This is a genomic window from Nonomuraea sp. NPDC050202, assembly GCF_040656115.1.
GTDB lineage: Bacteria > Actinomycetota > Actinomycetes > Streptosporangiales > Streptosporangiaceae > Nonomuraea.
In genome coordinates this window covers 112,120-128,310 of record NZ_JBFALF010000011.1, presented here as the reverse complement: position 1 = coordinate 128,310, position 16,191 = coordinate 112,120, and the positions used below count along the sequence as shown (strand labels likewise).

The window sequence follows — 16,191 nt, the reverse complement described above, 5'->3', positions numbered from 1 at the left end:
TCAGATGAGCGCTCCTGTGCAGGAACGGCCCGGCCCGGCCCGGCCGCGCCGCGAGGTGTCGGCGCGGTTGCCGTGGATGCTGGTCGTGCCCGCGCTGGCGGGGCTGGCCTTCCTCGTGCTGCCGCTGGCGGGGCTGCTGGTCCGGGCGCCGTGGTCCACGCTGCCGCAGCGGCTGGCCGAGCCGCACGTGCTGGAGGCGCTGCGGCTGTCGCTGGTGACCGCCACCGTCGCCACCGCCGCGTGCCTGCTGCTCGGCGTGCCGCTGGCCTGGCTGCTGGCCCGGGTCGAGTTCCCCGGGCGGCGGGTGGTGCGGGCCCTGGTCACGGTGCCGCTGGTGCTGCCGCCCGTGGTCGGCGGCGTGGCGCTGCTGCTCGTGCTGGGCCGGCGCGGGCTGGCCGGGCAGTGGCTGGAGGCGAGTTTCGGGATCACGCTGCCGTTCACGACCGCGGGCGTGATCATCGCCGAGGCGTTCGTCGCGATGCCGTTTCTGGTGATCAGCGTGGAGGGCGCGCTGCGCGGCGCGGACCAGCGCTTCGAGGAGGCGGCCGCCACGCTCGGAGCCTCGCGGTGGACGGTGTTCCGGCGCGTGACGCTGCCGATGGTGATGCCGGGCGTGGTGGCCGGGGCGGTGTTGTGCTGGGCGCGGGCGCTCGGCGAGTTCGGGGCGACGATCACGTTCGCCGGCAACTTCCCCGGCACCACGCGTACCATGCCGCTGGCCGTCTACCTGGCCCTGGAGACCGACCCGGAGGCGGCGATCGTGCTCAGCCTGGTGCTGCTCGCCGTGTCGGTGATCATCCTGGCCAGCCTGCGCGACCGGTGGGTGAGCGCGCCATGACGCTCGATGCCAGACTCGTGGTCACCAGGCCCGCCTTCACCCTCGACCTCGCCCTGCGGGTGGCCCCCGGAGAGGTGGTGGCGCTGCTCGGCCCGAACGGCGCGGGCAAGACCACCGCGCTGCGCGCCCTGGCCGGGCTGACCGCCATGTCCGGCGGGCAGATCACGCTGCGCGGCAGGCCGCTGCACACGCTGCCCGCCGAGAGCCGCCCGATCGGCATGGTCTTCCAGGACTACCTGCTCTTCCCGCACCTGACCGTGCTGGACAACGTCGCGTTCGGGCCGCGCTGCCAGGGCGTGTCCAAGGCCGAGTCCCGCCGGGCCGCCGCCGAGCTGCTGGAGCGCGTCGGCCTGGCCGACCGCGCCGCCGCCAAGCCGCGGCAGCTGTCCGGCGGCCAGGCGCAGCGGGTCGCGCTCGCGCGGGCGCTGGCCGTACGGCCCGAGCTGCTCCTGCTGGACGAGCCGCTGGCGGCCCTCGACGCGCACACCCGGCTGGAGATCCGCTCCCGGCTCCGCCGCCACCTGGCCGACTTCGACGGCGCCACCGTCCTGGTCACCCACGACCCGCTCGACGCCATGGTGCTGGCCGACCGGCTGGTCGTCATCGAGCGGGGCGCCGTCGTCCAGCAGGGCCCGCCGGCCGAGGTGGCCCGCCGGCCCCGCACCGACTACGTCGCCCGCCTCGTCGGGCTCAACCTGTACCGGGGCGTGGCCGACGGCGCCCGGGTCCAGGTCGGCGAGCTGCGGCTGCACACCTCGGAACACCTCGAAGGGACCGCGTTCGTGGCCTTCCCGCCCGCCGCCGTCGCCCTCTACCGCACCCGCCCCGACGGCAGCCCCCGCAACCTGTGGGAGGCCCGCATCGACGGCATCGAACGGCACGGTGACAACGTACGCGTCCACCTCGACGGCCCCATCACCGTCTTCGCCGACATCACCCCCGCCGCCCTGGCCGACCTCGACCTGACCCCCGGCCAGCGGATCTGGGCGTCGGTCAAAGCCACCGAGACCCACGCCTACCCCGCATGAGCACCGCTGACCGTGCGGGTCGTTGATCTCCCAGCCTGGACGGCCGGTGACCGGACAGGCGGGGGCGGGCTGGTTCATGAGCGGCACGGCCCTGCTGCCGCTGCTGTACGTGCCGGCCCTGCCGGGAACCAGGGACCGCGATCTGACTAGGGTCTGAGTCATGCTCGACCATCTCGTGTACGCCACCCCCGACCTCGGCGGCACCGTCGCAGCCCTGGAGAGGAGGCTCGGCGTGCGGCCCGCCGAGGGCGGCAGGCACCTGGGCCTCGGCACCCGCAACTACCTGCTCGGCCTCGGCGGGCGCCGCTACCTGGAGATCGTCGGGCCGGACCCCGAGCAGCCCGGCCCCGACGGGCCGCGCTGGTTCCTGATCGACGAGCTGGCTGGGCCGCGGCTGGTCAGCTGGTGCGTGCGGCCCGCAGACCTGGACGCCACCGTCGCCGAGGCGCGGCGGCAAGGACACGACCCGGGCGAGCCGCGGGCCATGTCCCGCCGCACCACGGACGGCGACCTGCTGGAGTGGCGGCTGACCATGCCGTCGCGCGACCCGCTGACGCCGTTCCTCATCGACTGGGGCACCACCGTGCATCCCGCCGACCGGGGCCTGCCCGAGGTGCCGCTGCGCTCCCTGCGCGGGCGGCACCCCGAGCCCGGGCGGGCGCGGGCCCTCCTGCGCGCGCTCGGGGCGGAGCTGGAGGTCGAACGCGGCGACGCGCCGGCCCTCGTGGCGCGCCTGGCCGGGGACGTCGTCCTGAGCTGACCCGGCCGCCCTGAGCCGACCCGCCCAGCCTGGCCCCGCGCCCGGCCGGTCTGGCCCCGCGCCCGGCCGGTCTGGCCCCGCGCCCGGCCGGTCTGGCCCCGCGCCCGCCCGGCCTGGCCCGGCGCCCGCCCGCGAACCTGATCCTGCGCCCGTCCGGGCGCCGCCGTGAGCAGCCCTTCCGGCTCCTCCGCAACCCCTCCCGTACCGGCCGTCGAACGGCTCGCTGCCCGCAACGCAAGGCAGATTCGAGTCGGGTCCCGTACGCAAGAGGTGTTGTTTGGTCGAGCCGAAGAAAGGGCCTGCATGAACGACGCGAGAGTACCGGCGCTCGCCGGCGCACCCCCGGAGGGCGGGGCGCGATGAGCACCGCCGACAGAGCCATCACCCTGCGCGCGATGCCTCGCTGGTACCTGACCCTGTTCACCAGCGACGCGCTCGAGCGGTTCGGGTTCTACGGCCTGCAGGCCATCCTCGTGCTGTACGCCTCGGCCCCCGCCTCCAGCGGCGGCCTGGGCCTGCCGCCGACCGACGCCGCGACGCTGTTCGGCGCGTGGATCGGCTTCATGTTCATGTTGTCGATCGCGGGCGGCTGGCTGGGGGACCGGGTGCTGGGCAACCGGCGGGCGCTGCTCGCCGGCTGTGTGGCGGGCATGGCCGGCTACCTGTGCCTGGCCGTGCCCACCGGCTGGGGCGCCGCGGTCGGACTGCCGCTCGTGGCCGTCGGCGGCGCCGTGTACAAGCCGAACCACCAGGCCATGATCAACCTGATGTTCGGCGGCAGCCGGGGCCGCGAGGCCGGTATCTCCCTCATGTACGTCGCGACCCAGGTCTCCGCGCTGGCCGCCCCGCTGCTGGTCGGCTACCTGGGCGAGCGGGTGAGCTGGAGCCTGGCCTTCGGGGTGGCCGCGCTGGTCATGCTGACCACCGCGATCCAGCTCGGGCTGAGCGCCGCGCAGTTCGGCGACGTGGGCCGGCGGCCGGTGCGCCCGCTGACGGCCGGCGAGCGCACGGCGATCGGCCGGCGCACCGGGCTGGCCGGCGGCCTGGTCGTCGCGGCGCTGGTCGCGCTGGGGCTGGCCGGGATGCTCAGCGTGACCCTGGCGATCGGGCTGGTCGGCGTCTTCAGCGTGATCGTGCCGGTCGTCTGCTACATCGCGGTCTACCGCAACCCGGGCCTCGACGCGTACGACCGGCGCAGGCTGCGCGCGTTCCTCTTCGTCTTCCTGGGCTCCACGCTCTTCTGGATGATCATCGCGCACGCCGCGTCGCTGCTGAACCTGTTCGCCAGGGACCACGTGGACCGGCAGGTGTTCGGCATGGAGATCCCGGCGAGCTGGCTGCAGGCCGCGACGCCGCTGTTCATCCTGATGCTGGCGCCGCTGATCGCCGTGGGGCTGCCGGCGCTGGCCGGGCGGAACCACGTCCCGGTGAAGCTGGCCATCGGTCTCGTCCTCGTCGGCGGCGGCTTCCTGGTCATGTCGCTGACCACGGTGCTCGCCTCGTCGGGTGAGAAGGTGTCGCCGCTGTGGCTGGTCGTGGTCTACCTCACCCACGCCTGCGGCGAGGTCATCGTCGCCGCGGTGATCATCTCGGCCGCCGCCGAGGTGCTCCCGCCGGGCTTCATGGGGCGCACGCTCGGCCTGATGTGGCTGTTCGCCGGGCTCGGCGGCGGGCTGGGCAGCGGCGTGGTCAGGCTCGCCGAGGTGATCCCCGAGCCGCTGTACTACCTCGGGCTCGGCGGCGTGGCGACGGCCTGCGGGCTCGCGTTCGCGCTCGGCCGGCGCGCGCTGGCCGGCGGGCTCACGGCCGGCCCGCGCACCCCCGCGCCGGAACCCACGACGGACACGGTGAAGGAGGGCAGCCGATGAGCGGATCCGGCATGCCGGTGGTGACGGGCATCGGGGTCGTCGCGCCGACCGGGATCGGAACCGAGACGCACTGGCAGGCGACGCTGGCCGGCAAGTCGGGCATCGGGCCGATCACCCGGTTCGACGCGAGCGGATACCCGGTCAGGCTGGCCGGACAGGTGCCCGGATTCGTTGCGGGGGAGCAGCTCCCCAGCAGGCTGATCCGGGAGACCGACCACTGGACGCACATGGGCCTGGCAGCGGCCGAGGCCGCGCTCGCGGACGCCGGCGTGGTCCCCGCCGAGCTGCCCGAGTACGAGATGGCGGTGGTGACCGCCAGCTCGTCCGGCGGCACCGAGTTCGGCCAGCACGAGATGGAGCGGCTCTACCTCAACGGGCCCTCGTGGGTGGGCGCGTACCAGTCGATCGCCTGGTTCTACGCCGCCACCACCGGTCAGGTGTCGATCAGGCACGGCATGCGCGGCCCGTGCGGGGTGATCTGCTGCGAGCAGGCCGGCGGCCTGGACGCGGTCGGGCAGTCACGCAGGCTGATCAGACGCGGGTCCCGCATCGTGGTGACCGGCGGCACCGACGCCTCGCTGTGCCCCTACGGCCTCGTCGCGCAGCTCTCCAGCGGCAGGCTGTCCGGCGTGGACGACCCCGAGCGGGCGTACGTGCCGTTCGACGCGGAGGCCACCGGCTACGTGCCGGGGGAGGGCGGCGCCATGCTCATCGTGGAGGACGCCGAGAGCGCCCTGGCCCGCGACGCCACCGTCTACGGCTCGGTCGCCGGGTACGCGGCGGGCTTCGACCCGGCGCCGGGCTCGGGCCGGCCGCCCGCCCTGCGCCGCACGATCGAGCGCGCCCTGGCCGACGCCGCGGTGGAGCCGTCGGAGGTGGACGTGGTGTTCGCGGACGCCTCGGGCACGCCGGACGACGACCTGGCCGAGGCGCGGGCCATCACCGCGGTGTTCGGCCCGCGGGGCGTCCCCGTCACCGCGCCCAAGACGCTGACGGGCCGCCTCTACGGCGGCGGCGCCGCACTCGACGTGGCGACGGCGCTGCTGGCGCTGCGCGACGGCGTCATCCCGGCCACCGCGGGCCCGGCCAGGCTCGCCCCGGGATGCGACATCGACCTGGTCCTCGGCCAGCCCCGCGACCGCGGGCTGCGGACCGCGCTCGTACTGGCCCGCGGGCACGGAGGGTTCACCGCCGCGCTCGTACTCAAGAAGTGATTCCCCAGGCAGTGGAAGGAAGGAACGCGATGGATCTCGGCTTGAGCGGCAAGCGAGCGCTCGTCACCGGCGGAACCCGCGGCGTGGGCCGCGGCATCGTCCTCGCGCTCGCGCGTGCGGGCGTGGACGTCATCACCTGCTACCGGCAGGAGGGCGAGCACGTCGTCTCGCTGGAGCACGAACTGAAGCAGCTCGGCGGCAGGCACGCCGTCCTGCGTGCCGACCTCACCGACCCGCAGCAGATCGCCGGCCTGCTGGAGCAGTGCCGCGACCGGTTCGACGGCCGGCTGGACCTGGTGGTGAACAACGCCGCCGCGATCAGCCACGTCCCCTACGCGCAGCTCGACCTCGCGGAGTGGCAGCGCATCGTCGACACCAACCTCACCGCCGTGCACCTGGTGATCCAGCACGCGCTGCCCCTGCTGGGCGAGGGCTCCTCGGTCATCGGCATCAGCTCGAAGTCGATCGAGGTCGGCATCCCGCTGCGCGCCCACTACACCGCCACCAAGGCCGCGCTGCACGGGCTGACCCGCACCCTGGCCAGGGAGTTCGGCCCGAAGGGCATCCGGTTCAACGTGCTGTCACTCGGGATGATCCACACCGAGGCGTTCGACCAGATGCCGGAGGAGCAGCGCACGCAGATGGTCGAGCGGTACTCGGGCAAGACCTGCCTGGGCCGCCTGGGCACCCCCGACGAGGTCGCGGGCGCCGTGCTGTGGCTGGCCGGCGACCTGTCGCGGTACGTCACCGGCTCCGTGGTCTCCGTGGACGGGGGGATCTCATGAGCGGGACCGTCTTCCGGGTCATGCTCCGCCTGCAGATCAAGCCGGGCATGGAGAGCGAGTTCGAGCGTGTGTGGCTGGAGGTCGGTGACTCCGTCACCACGCACCCGGCCAACCTCGGCCAGTGGCTCGCCCGCGACGGCGAGGAGAAGGGGATCTACTACATCATGAGCGACTGGGTGGACGAGCCGCGCTTCCGCGAGTTCGAGACCAGTGACCGTCACCTGGACCACCGCCAGAAGCTGCACCCGTACCGCTCCGGCGGGTCCATGAGCACGATGCACATCGTCGCCCACCTGCCGGGGGCCGGCGCCGAGCCCGGAGAGGCGGCCACGCACCAGGCGTGGGAGGCGGCTCGATGACGGACGCCGGAGTCCGGGTGCTGCTCTATCACACCGCGACCGACGTCGCCGCCATCGAGAAGGCCTACCACGAGGCCAGCAACAGGCTGGCCGGGGTGCCCGGCCTGCTCTCCAACGAGCTGCTGCGGTCGGTCACCGATGACGGCGGCTTCGTGGTGGTGAGCATGTGGCGGAGCCTGGCGGACTTCCAGGAATGGGAGCGGGGGCCGGACCACAAGTGGCAGACGGCGCCGTTGCGCCCGTTCCGTGACGGCCGGATGAGCAGGCCGTTCGCCGTCTATCAGGTAACAGCCTCCTACTAGCCAGGAGATCGGCCGTGAAATCCGTTCCCAACGGGACCATGAAGACCACGATGGATCTGACGGACTGGCTGTCCTGCACGGGGTGCGGGATGCTGGTCTACCGCAAGCGGTTCGACCGCATGTCCATGGTGTGCCCCGACTGCGGCCGGCACGGGCAGCTCACCGCCGAGCAGCGGCTGGAGCGGGTGCTCGACGCGGGCTCGGGCACGCCGGTCGAGCCCGGCCCGTCGGTGCACGATCCGCTCGCGTTCGAGGACCTCGTCCCGTACGCCGGCCGGCTGGACTCGGCGCGCTCCCGCACCGGGATGGACTGCGCGGTGCGCGTGGTGCGCGGCACCGTACGGGGCCGCGGGGTGGTGGTGGCGGTCATGGACTTCCGCTTCCTCGGCGGCAGCATGGGCGCCGCCGAGGGCGAGGCGATCGTGACCGCGGCCGAGGAGGCGCTGAAGCACCGGCTGCCGCTGCTGCTCATCACCGCGTCGGGCGGCGCCCGCATGCAGGAGGGCGCCTTCTCCCTGCTGCAGATGGCCAGGACGAGCAACGCGATGGCGGCACTCGACGAGGCGGGCCTGCTGACGATCACCCTGGTGACCGACCCCACCTACGGCGGGGTGGCGGCGTCGTTCTCGACGCTCTCGGACGTGATCCTCGCCGAGCCCGGCGCCAGAATGGGGTTCGCGGGGCCGCGGGTGATCGAGCAGACCATCCGGCAGCGGCTGCCCGAGGGCTTCCAGACCGCGGAGTTCCTGCTCGATCACGGCCTGCTCGACGAGGTCGTGCCGCGCGGTGAGCTGCCGCAGGTGCTGGAGTCGCTGCTCGCGCTGGGCGCGCCGCCGGACCCGGAGTGGGGGCCGGAGGTGACGGACCCGGTGATCCGCCACCCGGAGCTGCTGCCGGGCCGGCCGGTCGGGCAGGTGGTCGGCCTGGCCCGCGACCTGGGCCGGCCCACCACCCTGGACCACGTCGCCGCGTGGGGCTCGGAGTTCGTCGAGCTGCGCGGCGACCGGGCCGGTGCCGACTGCCCCGCCGTGGTGGGCGGGCTGGCCGACCTGGAGGGCCTGCCGGTGATGGTCATCGGCCACCAGAAGGGTCACACCACCCAGGAGCTGGTACGGCGCGACTTCGGCATGCCGTCGCCGGCGGGCTACCGCAAGGCGGTGCGCCTGATGCGGCTGGCCGCGAAGCTGCGGGTGCCGGTCGTCACGCTCATCGACACCCCCGGCGCGCACCCGGGGCTGGAGGCCGAGCGGCACGGCCAGGCGCACGCGATCGCCGAGTGCCTGCGGGTGATGGGCTCCCTCGACGTCCCCGTGGTCAGCGTGATCACGGGCGAGGGCGGCAGCGGCGGGGCGCTGGCCCTGGCGGTGGCCGACCGCCTCCTGCTGTGCGAGAACGCGATCTTCTCCGTGATCAGCCCGGAGGGCTGCGCGGCGATCCTGTGGCGCAGCGGGGAGGCCGCGCCCGCGGCGGCCGCCGCGCTCGGCGTCGACGCGGCCACGCTGCTGTCGAACGGCATCGTGGACGGGGTGGTTCCGGAGCCTGCTGGCGGCGCGCACCGCGACCCGGCGGTGGCGAGCGAGCTGGTGCGCGACGCGGTGGTGTGCGCGCTGCGTGAGCTGCGCGAGCAGGACGGTGCCGCGCTGCGGGAGGCCCGGCGGCGGCGGCTTCGCTGGTTCGGCACGTACAGGGAGAGGGTGTCGGTATGACGGACGCGCGGCAATCGAGCGCGGGGAACGGTGCGCTGGACCCGGGCACCTGGGACGGGGCGCCGGGCTCCAGCGCATGGGACGGGGCACTGGCCGAGATCGGCGTGCGGGACGCGGTGGCGATCCTCTGCAAGGGGCTGGCCGACGCGGTCCAGGCCTCGCCGCGGTCGCCGAGCAGGGCATGCGTACGGCTGGGCGGCGCGAGCATCGAGGTCGAATGGACGCCCGTGGCGGCCGAGGCGGTTCACGAGCCGCCCGTGGAGGAGCCCGCCGCCGAGCCGTCGGGTCACGTGGTGCGGGCGGAGCTGGTGGGCACGTTCTACCGGCAGCCCGAGCCGGGCGCGAAGCCGTTCGTGGAGGTCGGCGACCTCGTCGAGCCGGACCAGCAGGTGGCCATCGTGGAGGCGATGAAGCTGATGAACCCGGTCGTCGCGGACGTCGGCGGCCGGGTGACGCAGATCCTGGCCGGCGACGCCGAGGGCGTCGAGTACGACCAGCCGCTGATCGTGATCGAGCCGGACGTGGACGCATGAGCGGCGGCACGCACCGGCCGTCACGGCCGTTCGACACCGTGCTGGTCGCCAACCGCGGCGAGATCGCGCTGCGGATCGTGCGAACCTGCCGCGAGATGGGCATCAGGACCGTCGTCGTCCACTCCTCGGTGGACGGCGACTCGGCCGCCGTGCGGGCCGCGGACGTCGCGATACGGATCGGCCCCGGCCCGGCCAAGCGCAGCTACCTCTACCCGCCGGCGATCATCGAGGCCGCGTTGCGTACGGGCGCGCAGGCCGTGCACCCCGGGTACGGGTTCCTGTCGGAGGATCCCGACTTCGCGGAGATCTGCGCGGCCAACGGACTGGTCTTCGTCGGCGCCCGGCCCGAGGTCATGGCCAGGCTCGGTGACAAGGCGCTGGCCAGGAGCATGATGGCGGACGCCGGCCTGCCGGTGCTGCCGGGCACGCCCGAGCCGGTGAGCAACGCCGCCGACGTGCTCGCGGCGGGGGAGCGGATCGGCTTTCCGCTGATCATCAAGGCGTCGGCGGGCGGCGGCGGGCGCGGCATGGCGGTGGTGCGCCGGATGGAGGACCTGGCGGCCACGTTCCGCGCCACCAGCGCGGCCGCGCGGGCGGTGTTCGGCGACGGCCGCGTCTACCTGGAGCGGTTCATGGAGCGGGCCAAGCACGTCGAGGTGCAGGTGCTCGCCGACGAGCACGGCACGGTCGTGGCCCTGGGCAACCGGGACTGCTCGGTGCAGCGGCGGCACCAGAAGCTGATCGAGGAGACGCCCGCCCCCGGCGTGTCGCCGGGGCTGGCCGACCGGCTCGCCGAGGCGGCGGTCGCCGGGGCCAAGGCGGCCGGCTTCACCGGCGCGGGGACATTCGAGTTCCTGGTGAGCGGCGAGGAGTTCGCCTTCATCGAGGTGAACTCGCGCATCCAGGTGGAGCATCCGGTGACGGAGGCGGTGACCGGGATCGACCTCGTGCGCGAGCAGCTCTGGGTCGCCGCCGGCCGGCCGCTGTCCTTCCGCCAGGAGGACGTGCACCCGCGCGGGGTGGCCGTGGAGTGCCGGATCAACGCCGAGGACCCGGAGCGCGACTTCGTGCCGTGCGCGGGGGAGCTGGCGGAGTTCGTGCCGCCCGGCGGGCCGTTCGTGCGTGTGGACACCCACGCCTACACGGGCTACCGGGTGCCGCCCGACTACGACTCGCTGCTGGCCAAGGTCATCGCCTGGGGGCCGGATCGCGAGCAGGCCATCGCCAGGATGGAGCGGGCGCTGTCGGAGTTCCGCATCGAGGGGCGTGGCATCCGTACGACCAAGGAGCTGCTGCGGGCCGTGCTGGCCGAGCCTGCCTTCCGCGAGGGCACGCACACCACGTCACTGCTAGCCGAAGACCTGGCCGGAAACGGGGCCGGAAACGGGGCCGGGGACGGGGTGCCGCGCTCTGCGGCACCCCGTCCGTGAGCTCAGGAGGACACCGGCGCGCGCTTCGCCACGGCCGGCCCGCCGACACATCCGTCGTCCAGCGCGGAGCGCGTGGCCGGCACGGTCTGGTAGACCGGGCTCAGCAGGGCGTCGCGCTCGTCGGCGGGCAGCCGGCGTCCGGCCGCCCGCACGCTGGGCAGGAACCGGTACTGCAGCGGGTCGGGCTCCCCGTCGCCCGGCTCGGCCGTCATGAGCTGGAACTCCACGAGCTCGTCCAGCAGCGCCTCGGTCTGCGGCTCGGAGATGCGCAGCAGCCGGGCGGCCCGTCGCGGGGTGAACGCGCTCACGTCGAGCCGGGTGAGCACGCGGAAGGCGGACTGGACGGCCGGCGGCATGAGCCGGTAGCTCAGCTCCACGCTGGGATAGAGGACAAGGTCGTGGTTGCCGGTCGGGCGCGGGCCCATCGTCTCCCCGCGCAGCACCTTGATCAGCTTGCTGATCGGCCAGTGCGGCCTGAGCTGGAGCCGCGCGGCGGCCGCCTGGAGCGCGGCGGGCAGGCCGTCGCACAGGCGGACGAGCTCGCGGGCGGTCGCCTCGTCCTGGGCGATGCGATGGTCGCCGAGCACGTTGGTCAGCAGCCGCAGTCCCTCCTCGGCGTTCAGCGGGCCCACCTCGACGGTCGCCGTGACCTCGGGCGCGGAGAGCTGCCGGCGGGCCGTGACCAGCACCCCGCAGTCGGGGCTCGCCGGCACCAGCGGCAGCAGCTGGTCGGTCCTGACCACGTCGTCGAGCGTCACCAGCACGTGCCGGTCGGCCGTCCAGGTGCGAAAGAGGTGGGTGCGCTCGCTCAGCGTGGCCGGGATGCGATCTTCTGGCACGTCGAGGGCGCGCAGGAAGGCGGCGAGCACGTCGCGGGGGTCGGCCGGGCGGCCGTGGGCGTCCACCAGGCGCGCGTAGAGCTGGGCGTCGGTGTAGGGGCCGTTGGCGCGGTGCCCGACCTTCTTGCACAGCGCCGACTTGCCGGAGCCGGGCGGGCCGGTGATGACGACGACCGGCGGCGCGTGGTGCTGCCGCGCGGACAGGGCCGCGAGCAGGGCGCTGACCTGCGGTTGCCGGCCCACGAGCGCGGTTCCCTCGGGAGGGAGCTGACGCGGCGGGCGGGTGCGGCTGATCCGCACCGGTGTACGGGGCCGCGGCAGGGCGAGGCTCTCGTCGGCGGCCAGCACGGCGCGGTGCAACTGCTCCAGCTCGCTGGACGGGTCGAGGCCCAGCTCCGTGGCCAGGGCGCTGCGCGTGCGCTGGTAGATCTTCAGGGCCTCGGAGCGGCGGCCCGCGCGGTGCAGCGCCAGCATCAGCTTGGCCTGGAACCCTTCGTGCGTCGACTGCTCGGCGGCCAGCCGGGTGAGCTCGCCGAGCAGCTCATGATGTCGGCCCAGATGCAGATCCGCCTCGATCCGGCGTTCCAGCGCGTTCTTGTACATCTCCTCCAGCCGCAGGCCCTCGGCGCGCAGCACCGGCCCGTGACCGACGTCGACCAGCGCGGGCCCCCGCCACAGCCGCAGGGCGTGGGAGAGGGTCTCGGCGGCGGCGTTCATGTCGCCCGCCTCCAGCTCTCTCCTGCCCTGGTCGGACAGCCGCTCGAACCGCATGGTGTCGAGCATGTCCGGGTCGAGGATCAGCGCGTATCCATAAGGAGAGGTACGCAGGGCGGCATCGGCGGGCGTGTCCCCGGCGCCCGCCATGTTCGGCGGGGTGCCGAGACGCAGCAGTTTCCTTAATTGGTAGATGTAGGTCTGCAAGGTGGTGGTGACGCTCGCCGGCGGGTTGTCCTCCCAGAGCTCTTCGATGATTTTGTCGGTTCGGACGACGATGCTCGCCTGCACGGCCAGCAAACTGAGCACAGTGCGCAGTTTGGGGGCCGACGGCGTCAGGGCGACGCCGTGCCGGAGCACTTCCATCGGACCGAGCAGATTGATTTCCACCACACGCACCGTCCCCTGCATCCATAGGCTCACGCGTCATGGACGACGTCAGCCACGCGTCTGCTTGCCCGAGAACGTGGACATCCGCTGCGACGAGAGTTGCCCCCGCCGTCGCCTGCGGCCACGTTGGACGATCTCTTCGTAAGAGAACTTAGCAGACGCGGGTAATTCGATCTTGAAAATGACTCGAAGATCGCTGAGCCCACGGAGTATGACGGATGCTTGACTGACAGTATCGCTCACGCCGGGTAAAGCGCCTCAGGGAAAACCCTGAATCAATCCCTTAATTGACACCGGCCTGACTAATGGTCAAATCATACATCAGAAAGAAAGGCTTCCTAATCGATCTCTGTGCTGGCCTGGGGGAATGCCGCTCCGGGCGGGCTCCGGTCGAGCCGGGAACGGAGAGGGGAGACCCTGGTTTCAAGGATCTCCCCTTCAGTGATCTTGACAATGTTCTGCAACTCTTATATTGAGGAATGACCCATTCCTGAGTCGTGACTCAGGAACGGGGCCACTAAGCGGGACGGGCGAGCACCATTGCGCTCTGGAAACCGCCGAAACCGCTTCCGACGCTCAGTACGGCGTCCATCTCGTGCTCCCTGGCGGTGATGGGCACATAGTCCAGATCGCATTCCGGATCGCGATTTCGCAGATTGGCCGTCGGCGGCACGACCTGCCGATCCAGCGCCAGCGCGCACGCCGCCACCTCCAGGGACCCGATCGCGCCGAGCGAGTGGCCGACCATCGACTTGATTGAGCTGGCCGGGATCTCGTAGGCCCGATGGCCGAGACTGCGCTTGAACGCCGCCGTCTCGTGCCGGTCGTTCTGCCGCGTGCCCGAGCCGTGCGCGTTGATGTAGTCGATGTCCGCCGGGTCCAGCCTGGCCTGGTCCAGCGCCACCCGGATGGCCTCGGCCATCTCCCGTCCGTCGGGCTTGAGCCCGGTCATGTGGAAGGCGTTGCTGCGGCTGGCGAACCCGGCGACGCGGGCGTACACCCGCGCGCCGCGCCGCCGCGCGGCCTCGGCCTCCTCCAGCACCATCACGGCGGCGCCCTCGCCGAGCACGAACCCGTCCCGCTTGGCGTCGAAGGGCCGCGAGGCGTGCTCGGGGTCGTCGTTGTTCGGCGAGGTCGCCCGGATCGCGTCGAAACACGCCGACGTGATGGGCGACAGCGGCGCGTCCGTCGCGCCCGCGATCACGACGTCCGCCGAGTTCTCCTCGATGAGCATCGCCCCGTGTCCGACCGCGTCGAGGCCCGACGTGCAGCCGGTGGAGATCAGCGCCGCCGGACCCTCCGCACCCGCCTCCCAGGCCACCTCCACGGCCAGCGTGCTGGGCACCATGTAGCCGTACAGGTGCGGTACCCCGTAGGTGTGGTCGACCAGCCAGCGGCGGCCCTCGTCGGCCAGGACGGTGTACTCCTCCTCCAGCCCCATCGTGCAGCCCACGGCGCTGCCGAGCGAGACGCCGACCCGGTCGGGCTCCACGCCCGCCAGATCGAGACCGCTGTCGGCGACCGCCTCCCTCGTGCACACCGTGGCGAACTGCGCGGCCCTGTCCATGCGCCGGATCTGCTGCGCCGACAGCCCAGCCGCCTTCGGGTCGAAGTCCACCTCGGCCGCGATCTGCGACCGGAACGCGCTCGGGTCGAACAGCGTGATCCGCCGGGTGGCGGTGCGCCCGTCGGTCAGCAGGCGCCAGAACGCCTCCCGCCCGATGCCGCTGGGCGCGATGACGCCGATCCCGGTGATCACCGCCTGTCTGCTCAACGCGGCCCCCCGACCTGCGGGCCGGGCTCCTGCGGCGCCGGCAGCTCCTCGGTGTCCACGTGCCCGAGGTCCGGGCGGGGAGCCAGCGGCGACAGGTGGAAGACCACGTGCGCCTCGCCCTCCCCGACGTTCACCAGGCGGTGGCGCATGTTGATCGGCACCAGCAGCGAGGCACCCGGCGCGAGCCGGACCGGCTCACCGTCCAGGGACATCTCCAGCTCGCCGGCGATCACGTGCAGGAACTCCTCCGAGTACGGGTGGTAGTGCTCGGCCACGTGCTCGCCAGGCCCGAGATACAGCACACCCCCGAACCCGGAGGTGCAGCCGGTCGTCTTCGGGCTGAGCGTGACCCGGATGTCACCGCCGCGGCGGCGGTTCGGCGCCACGTCCGCCGCCTTCACCACGGCCGGCCTCACGGTCTTGGCGGCGCTCGTCTCTGCTGCGGTCACTGGATCCTCCCCTGCTCGGACGTCCACACGTAGAACGGAGTTGCCATCGCGTCCTTGGGCTCCTTCCAGTTCGGGTCGTACGGCGCGACCAGCTTGGCCAGCCGTGCGTTGATGTCCTCGTACAGCGGGTGGCTGCGCGCCTTGTACAGGTTGGGAGAGATGTCCTGGTCCGCCTCGACGAGGTGGAAGTAGAGGTCGTGGAAGTGGAAGAGGGTCCGGCGGTTCACGCCCACCATGTGGGGCAGGTCGGTCGCGTCGGACTCGCCGAAGGTGTCGGCGATCGGCCGGGTGTTGTCGGCGCTCCTCAGCTTGGCCACGATCAGGGTCCGGTGCACGTTCTCGCCTCCTGAGAAGGTGATCGAAAGGCTGCCTCGATGGTTGTCCCGGGCAGTGGAAGGGTGCTCGAAGTCAGCTCCAGCGCGGCTACCAGCCGACCTGCCGGTCGCCGCGGAGGAACACGCCCGTCGGCCCGTCGTCGGGAAGGGTGGCCGCGTCGGCGATGTCGGCGGCGGCCTCCTGCGGCGTGCGCTCGGCCGTGGGCACCATCCGGGTCCTCGTCTGCCCGGGGTTGACCGCGTTCACCAGCACGCCCGTCCCCTTGGTGCAGGTGGCGAGCATGGTGGTGAGCCCGTTGACGGCGGTCTTGGACACCGAGTACGCCGGCGCCCCCGTCCACAGCCCGACGCTGAACGACCCGGTGCCGCTGGAGACGAACACCACCCGCCCCCAGCCCCTGGACACCATCCCCGGCACGAACGCCTGGGCCACCCGCCACCCGCCCAGGAGGTTGACCGCCAGCGTCCGCTCCACCCGTTCCAGCGGCACCGACAGCGGGTCGTCGCCCGCGTCGAGCAGCACGCCCGCGTTGCACACGAGCACGTCCACGGGCCCGAGCAGGGCCGCCGCCCGCTCGACGCCGGCGGGATCGGTGACGTCGAGCGGATGGGAGCGGACGTCCGGGCCGATGCGCGCGGCCGCCTCGGCGGCCTCGCCCGCGTCCCGTGCGGTCACGACGACCCGCAGACCCCGCCGGTGCAGCTCGGCGGCGGTCGCGTGGCCCAGCCCTCGGTTGGCCCCGGTGATCAGGGCGGTACGTGGTTCGCTCACCCCGTCACCATGACCGGGCCCGCTCGACGCTCGACGGTGCCGCGCTCCAGCCAGCCTCCAGGGTCCGGTGCCATCGTCGGCGCAGGAAGGCGCGC

The 16,191-nt window shown here is 73.0% G+C and carries 16 protein-coding genes; 11 read left to right on the top strand and 5 right to left on the bottom strand.

Annotation, left to right across the window (positions count from 1 at the left end):
* Nucleotides 1-4 precede the first annotated feature (4 nt).
* The 11 genes from AB0I79_RS28145 to AB0I79_RS28095 all read left to right on the top strand — a co-directional run bounded on the left by AB0I79_RS28145 (nucleotide 5) and on the right by AB0I79_RS28095 (nucleotide 10,823).
* Nucleotides 5-838, top strand: coding sequence for an ABC transporter permease (locus tag AB0I79_RS28145; protein ID WP_357878608.1), 834 nt, complete (start codon nucleotides 5-7; stop codon nucleotides 836-838).
* The gene (locus tag AB0I79_RS28140; RefSeq protein ID WP_357878605.1) at nucleotides 835-1,866 is read left to right on the top strand and encodes an ABC transporter ATP-binding protein; all 1,032 of its coding nucleotides are present in this window, start codon (nucleotides 835-837) and stop codon (nucleotides 1,864-1,866) included. Before AB0I79_RS28145 ends, AB0I79_RS28140 begins: the two co-directional genes overlap by 4 nt.
* A gap of 160 nt (nucleotides 1,867-2,026) precedes the next feature.
* Complete coding sequence (locus AB0I79_RS28135) at nucleotides 2,027-2,626, top strand: VOC family protein (RefSeq protein ID WP_357878602.1); 600 nt, start codon at nucleotides 2,027-2,029, stop codon at nucleotides 2,624-2,626.
* Between the two features lie 359 nt (nucleotides 2,627-2,985).
* The gene (locus AB0I79_RS28130) at nucleotides 2,986-4,494 is read left to right on the top strand and encodes an oligopeptide:H+ symporter (protein WP_357878599.1); all 1,509 of its coding nucleotides are present in this window, start codon (nucleotides 2,986-2,988) and stop codon (nucleotides 4,492-4,494) included.
* Nucleotides 4,491-5,708 (top strand): ketosynthase chain-length factor, encoded by a 1,218-nt coding sequence (locus AB0I79_RS28125; protein ID WP_357878596.1) that lies wholly within the window; start codon nucleotides 4,491-4,493, stop codon nucleotides 5,706-5,708. Before AB0I79_RS28130 ends, AB0I79_RS28125 begins: the two co-directional genes overlap by 4 nt.
* A 29-nt stretch (nucleotides 5,709-5,737) precedes the next feature.
* Entirely contained in the window at nucleotides 5,738-6,493 is a 756-nt protein-coding gene (locus tag AB0I79_RS28120; protein WP_357878593.1) for an SDR family oxidoreductase, read from the top strand.
* Nucleotides 6,490-6,852, top strand: coding sequence for an antibiotic biosynthesis monooxygenase family protein (locus AB0I79_RS28115; protein ID WP_357878590.1), 363 nt, complete (start codon nucleotides 6,490-6,492; stop codon nucleotides 6,850-6,852). The genes AB0I79_RS28120 and AB0I79_RS28115 overlap by 4 nt, the downstream gene beginning before the upstream one ends.
* Nucleotides 6,849-7,154: an antibiotic biosynthesis monooxygenase gene (locus tag AB0I79_RS28110; RefSeq protein WP_357878587.1), complete on the top strand. Its 306-nt coding sequence runs from the start codon at nucleotides 6,849-6,851 to the stop codon at nucleotides 7,152-7,154. The genes AB0I79_RS28115 and AB0I79_RS28110 overlap by 4 nt, the downstream gene beginning before the upstream one ends.
* Before the next feature lie 14 nt (nucleotides 7,155-7,168).
* Nucleotides 7,169-8,860, top strand: a complete 1,692-nt coding sequence (locus AB0I79_RS28105; protein WP_357878584.1) for an acetyl-CoA carboxylase carboxyltransferase subunit alpha/beta — start codon at nucleotides 7,169-7,171, stop codon at nucleotides 8,858-8,860.
* Nucleotides 8,857-9,393 (top strand): biotin/lipoyl-containing protein, encoded by a 537-nt coding sequence (locus AB0I79_RS28100; protein ID WP_357878580.1) that lies wholly within the window; start codon nucleotides 8,857-8,859, stop codon nucleotides 9,391-9,393. The genes AB0I79_RS28105 and AB0I79_RS28100 overlap by 4 nt, the downstream gene beginning before the upstream one ends.
* Nucleotides 9,390-10,823 (top strand): acetyl-CoA carboxylase biotin carboxylase subunit, encoded by a 1,434-nt coding sequence (locus AB0I79_RS28095; protein ID WP_357878577.1) that lies wholly within the window; start codon nucleotides 9,390-9,392, stop codon nucleotides 10,821-10,823. The genes AB0I79_RS28100 and AB0I79_RS28095 overlap by 4 nt, the downstream gene beginning before the upstream one ends.
* 2 nt (nucleotides 10,824-10,825) lie before the next feature.
* Here the strand turns inward: AB0I79_RS28095 and AB0I79_RS28090 are convergent, their stop codons facing one another.
* The 5 genes from AB0I79_RS28090 to AB0I79_RS28070 form a co-directional block, all read right to left on the bottom strand.
* Nucleotides 10,826-12,742, bottom strand: coding sequence for a BTAD domain-containing putative transcriptional regulator (locus tag AB0I79_RS28090; protein ID WP_357878574.1), 1,917 nt, complete (start codon nucleotides 12,740-12,742; stop codon nucleotides 10,826-10,828).
* A gap of 541 nt (nucleotides 12,743-13,283) precedes the next feature.
* Nucleotides 13,284-14,540, bottom strand: a complete 1,257-nt coding sequence (locus AB0I79_RS28085) for a beta-ketoacyl-[acyl-carrier-protein] synthase family protein (protein WP_357878571.1) — start codon at nucleotides 14,538-14,540, stop codon at nucleotides 13,284-13,286.
* Nucleotides 14,537-14,989, bottom strand: coding sequence for a cupin domain-containing protein (locus AB0I79_RS28080; RefSeq protein ID WP_357878568.1), 453 nt, complete (start codon nucleotides 14,987-14,989; stop codon nucleotides 14,537-14,539). Before AB0I79_RS28080 ends, AB0I79_RS28085 begins: the two co-directional genes overlap by 4 nt.
* Nucleotides 14,986-15,324, bottom strand: coding sequence for a TcmI family type II polyketide cyclase (locus AB0I79_RS28075; RefSeq protein WP_357878565.1), 339 nt, complete (start codon nucleotides 15,322-15,324; stop codon nucleotides 14,986-14,988). The genes AB0I79_RS28080 and AB0I79_RS28075 overlap by 4 nt, the downstream gene beginning before the upstream one ends.
* Before the next feature lie 88 nt (nucleotides 15,325-15,412).
* On the bottom strand, nucleotides 15,413-16,096 hold the full coding sequence (locus AB0I79_RS28070; RefSeq protein WP_357878562.1) for an SDR family NAD(P)-dependent oxidoreductase: 684 nt from the start codon (nucleotides 16,094-16,096) through the stop codon (nucleotides 15,413-15,415).
* Between the last annotated feature and the right edge of the window lie 95 nt (nucleotides 16,097-16,191).

Bases quoted from the DNA above. Each gene is read 5' to 3' on its own strand.
- AB0I79_RS28145 (WP_357878608.1), top strand. From the start codon at position 5: ATGAGCGCTCCTGTGCAGGAACGGCCCGGCCCGGCCCGGCCGCGCCGC.
- AB0I79_RS28140 (WP_357878605.1), top strand. From the start codon at position 835: ATGACGCTCGATGCCAGACTCGTGGTCACCAGGCCCGCCTTCACCCTC.
- AB0I79_RS28135 (WP_357878602.1), top strand. From the start codon at position 2,027: ATGCTCGACCATCTCGTGTACGCCACCCCCGACCTCGGCGGCACCGTC.
- AB0I79_RS28130 (WP_357878599.1), top strand. From the start codon at position 2,986: ATGAGCACCGCCGACAGAGCCATCACCCTGCGCGCGATGCCTCGCTGG.
- AB0I79_RS28125 (WP_357878596.1), top strand. From the start codon at position 4,491: ATGAGCGGATCCGGCATGCCGGTGGTGACGGGCATCGGGGTCGTCGCG.
- AB0I79_RS28120 (WP_357878593.1), top strand. From the start codon at position 5,738: ATGGATCTCGGCTTGAGCGGCAAGCGAGCGCTCGTCACCGGCGGAACC.
- AB0I79_RS28115 (WP_357878590.1), top strand. From the start codon at position 6,490: ATGAGCGGGACCGTCTTCCGGGTCATGCTCCGCCTGCAGATCAAGCCG.
- AB0I79_RS28110 (WP_357878587.1), top strand. From the start codon at position 6,849: ATGACGGACGCCGGAGTCCGGGTGCTGCTCTATCACACCGCGACCGAC.
- AB0I79_RS28100 (WP_357878580.1), top strand. From the start codon at position 8,857: ATGACGGACGCGCGGCAATCGAGCGCGGGGAACGGTGCGCTGGACCCG.
- AB0I79_RS28095 (WP_357878577.1), top strand. From the start codon at position 9,390: ATGAGCGGCGGCACGCACCGGCCGTCACGGCCGTTCGACACCGTGCTG.
- AB0I79_RS28090 (WP_357878574.1), bottom strand. From the start codon at position 12,742: ATGGAAGTGCTCCGGCACGGCGTCGCCCTGACGCCGTCGGCCCCCAAA.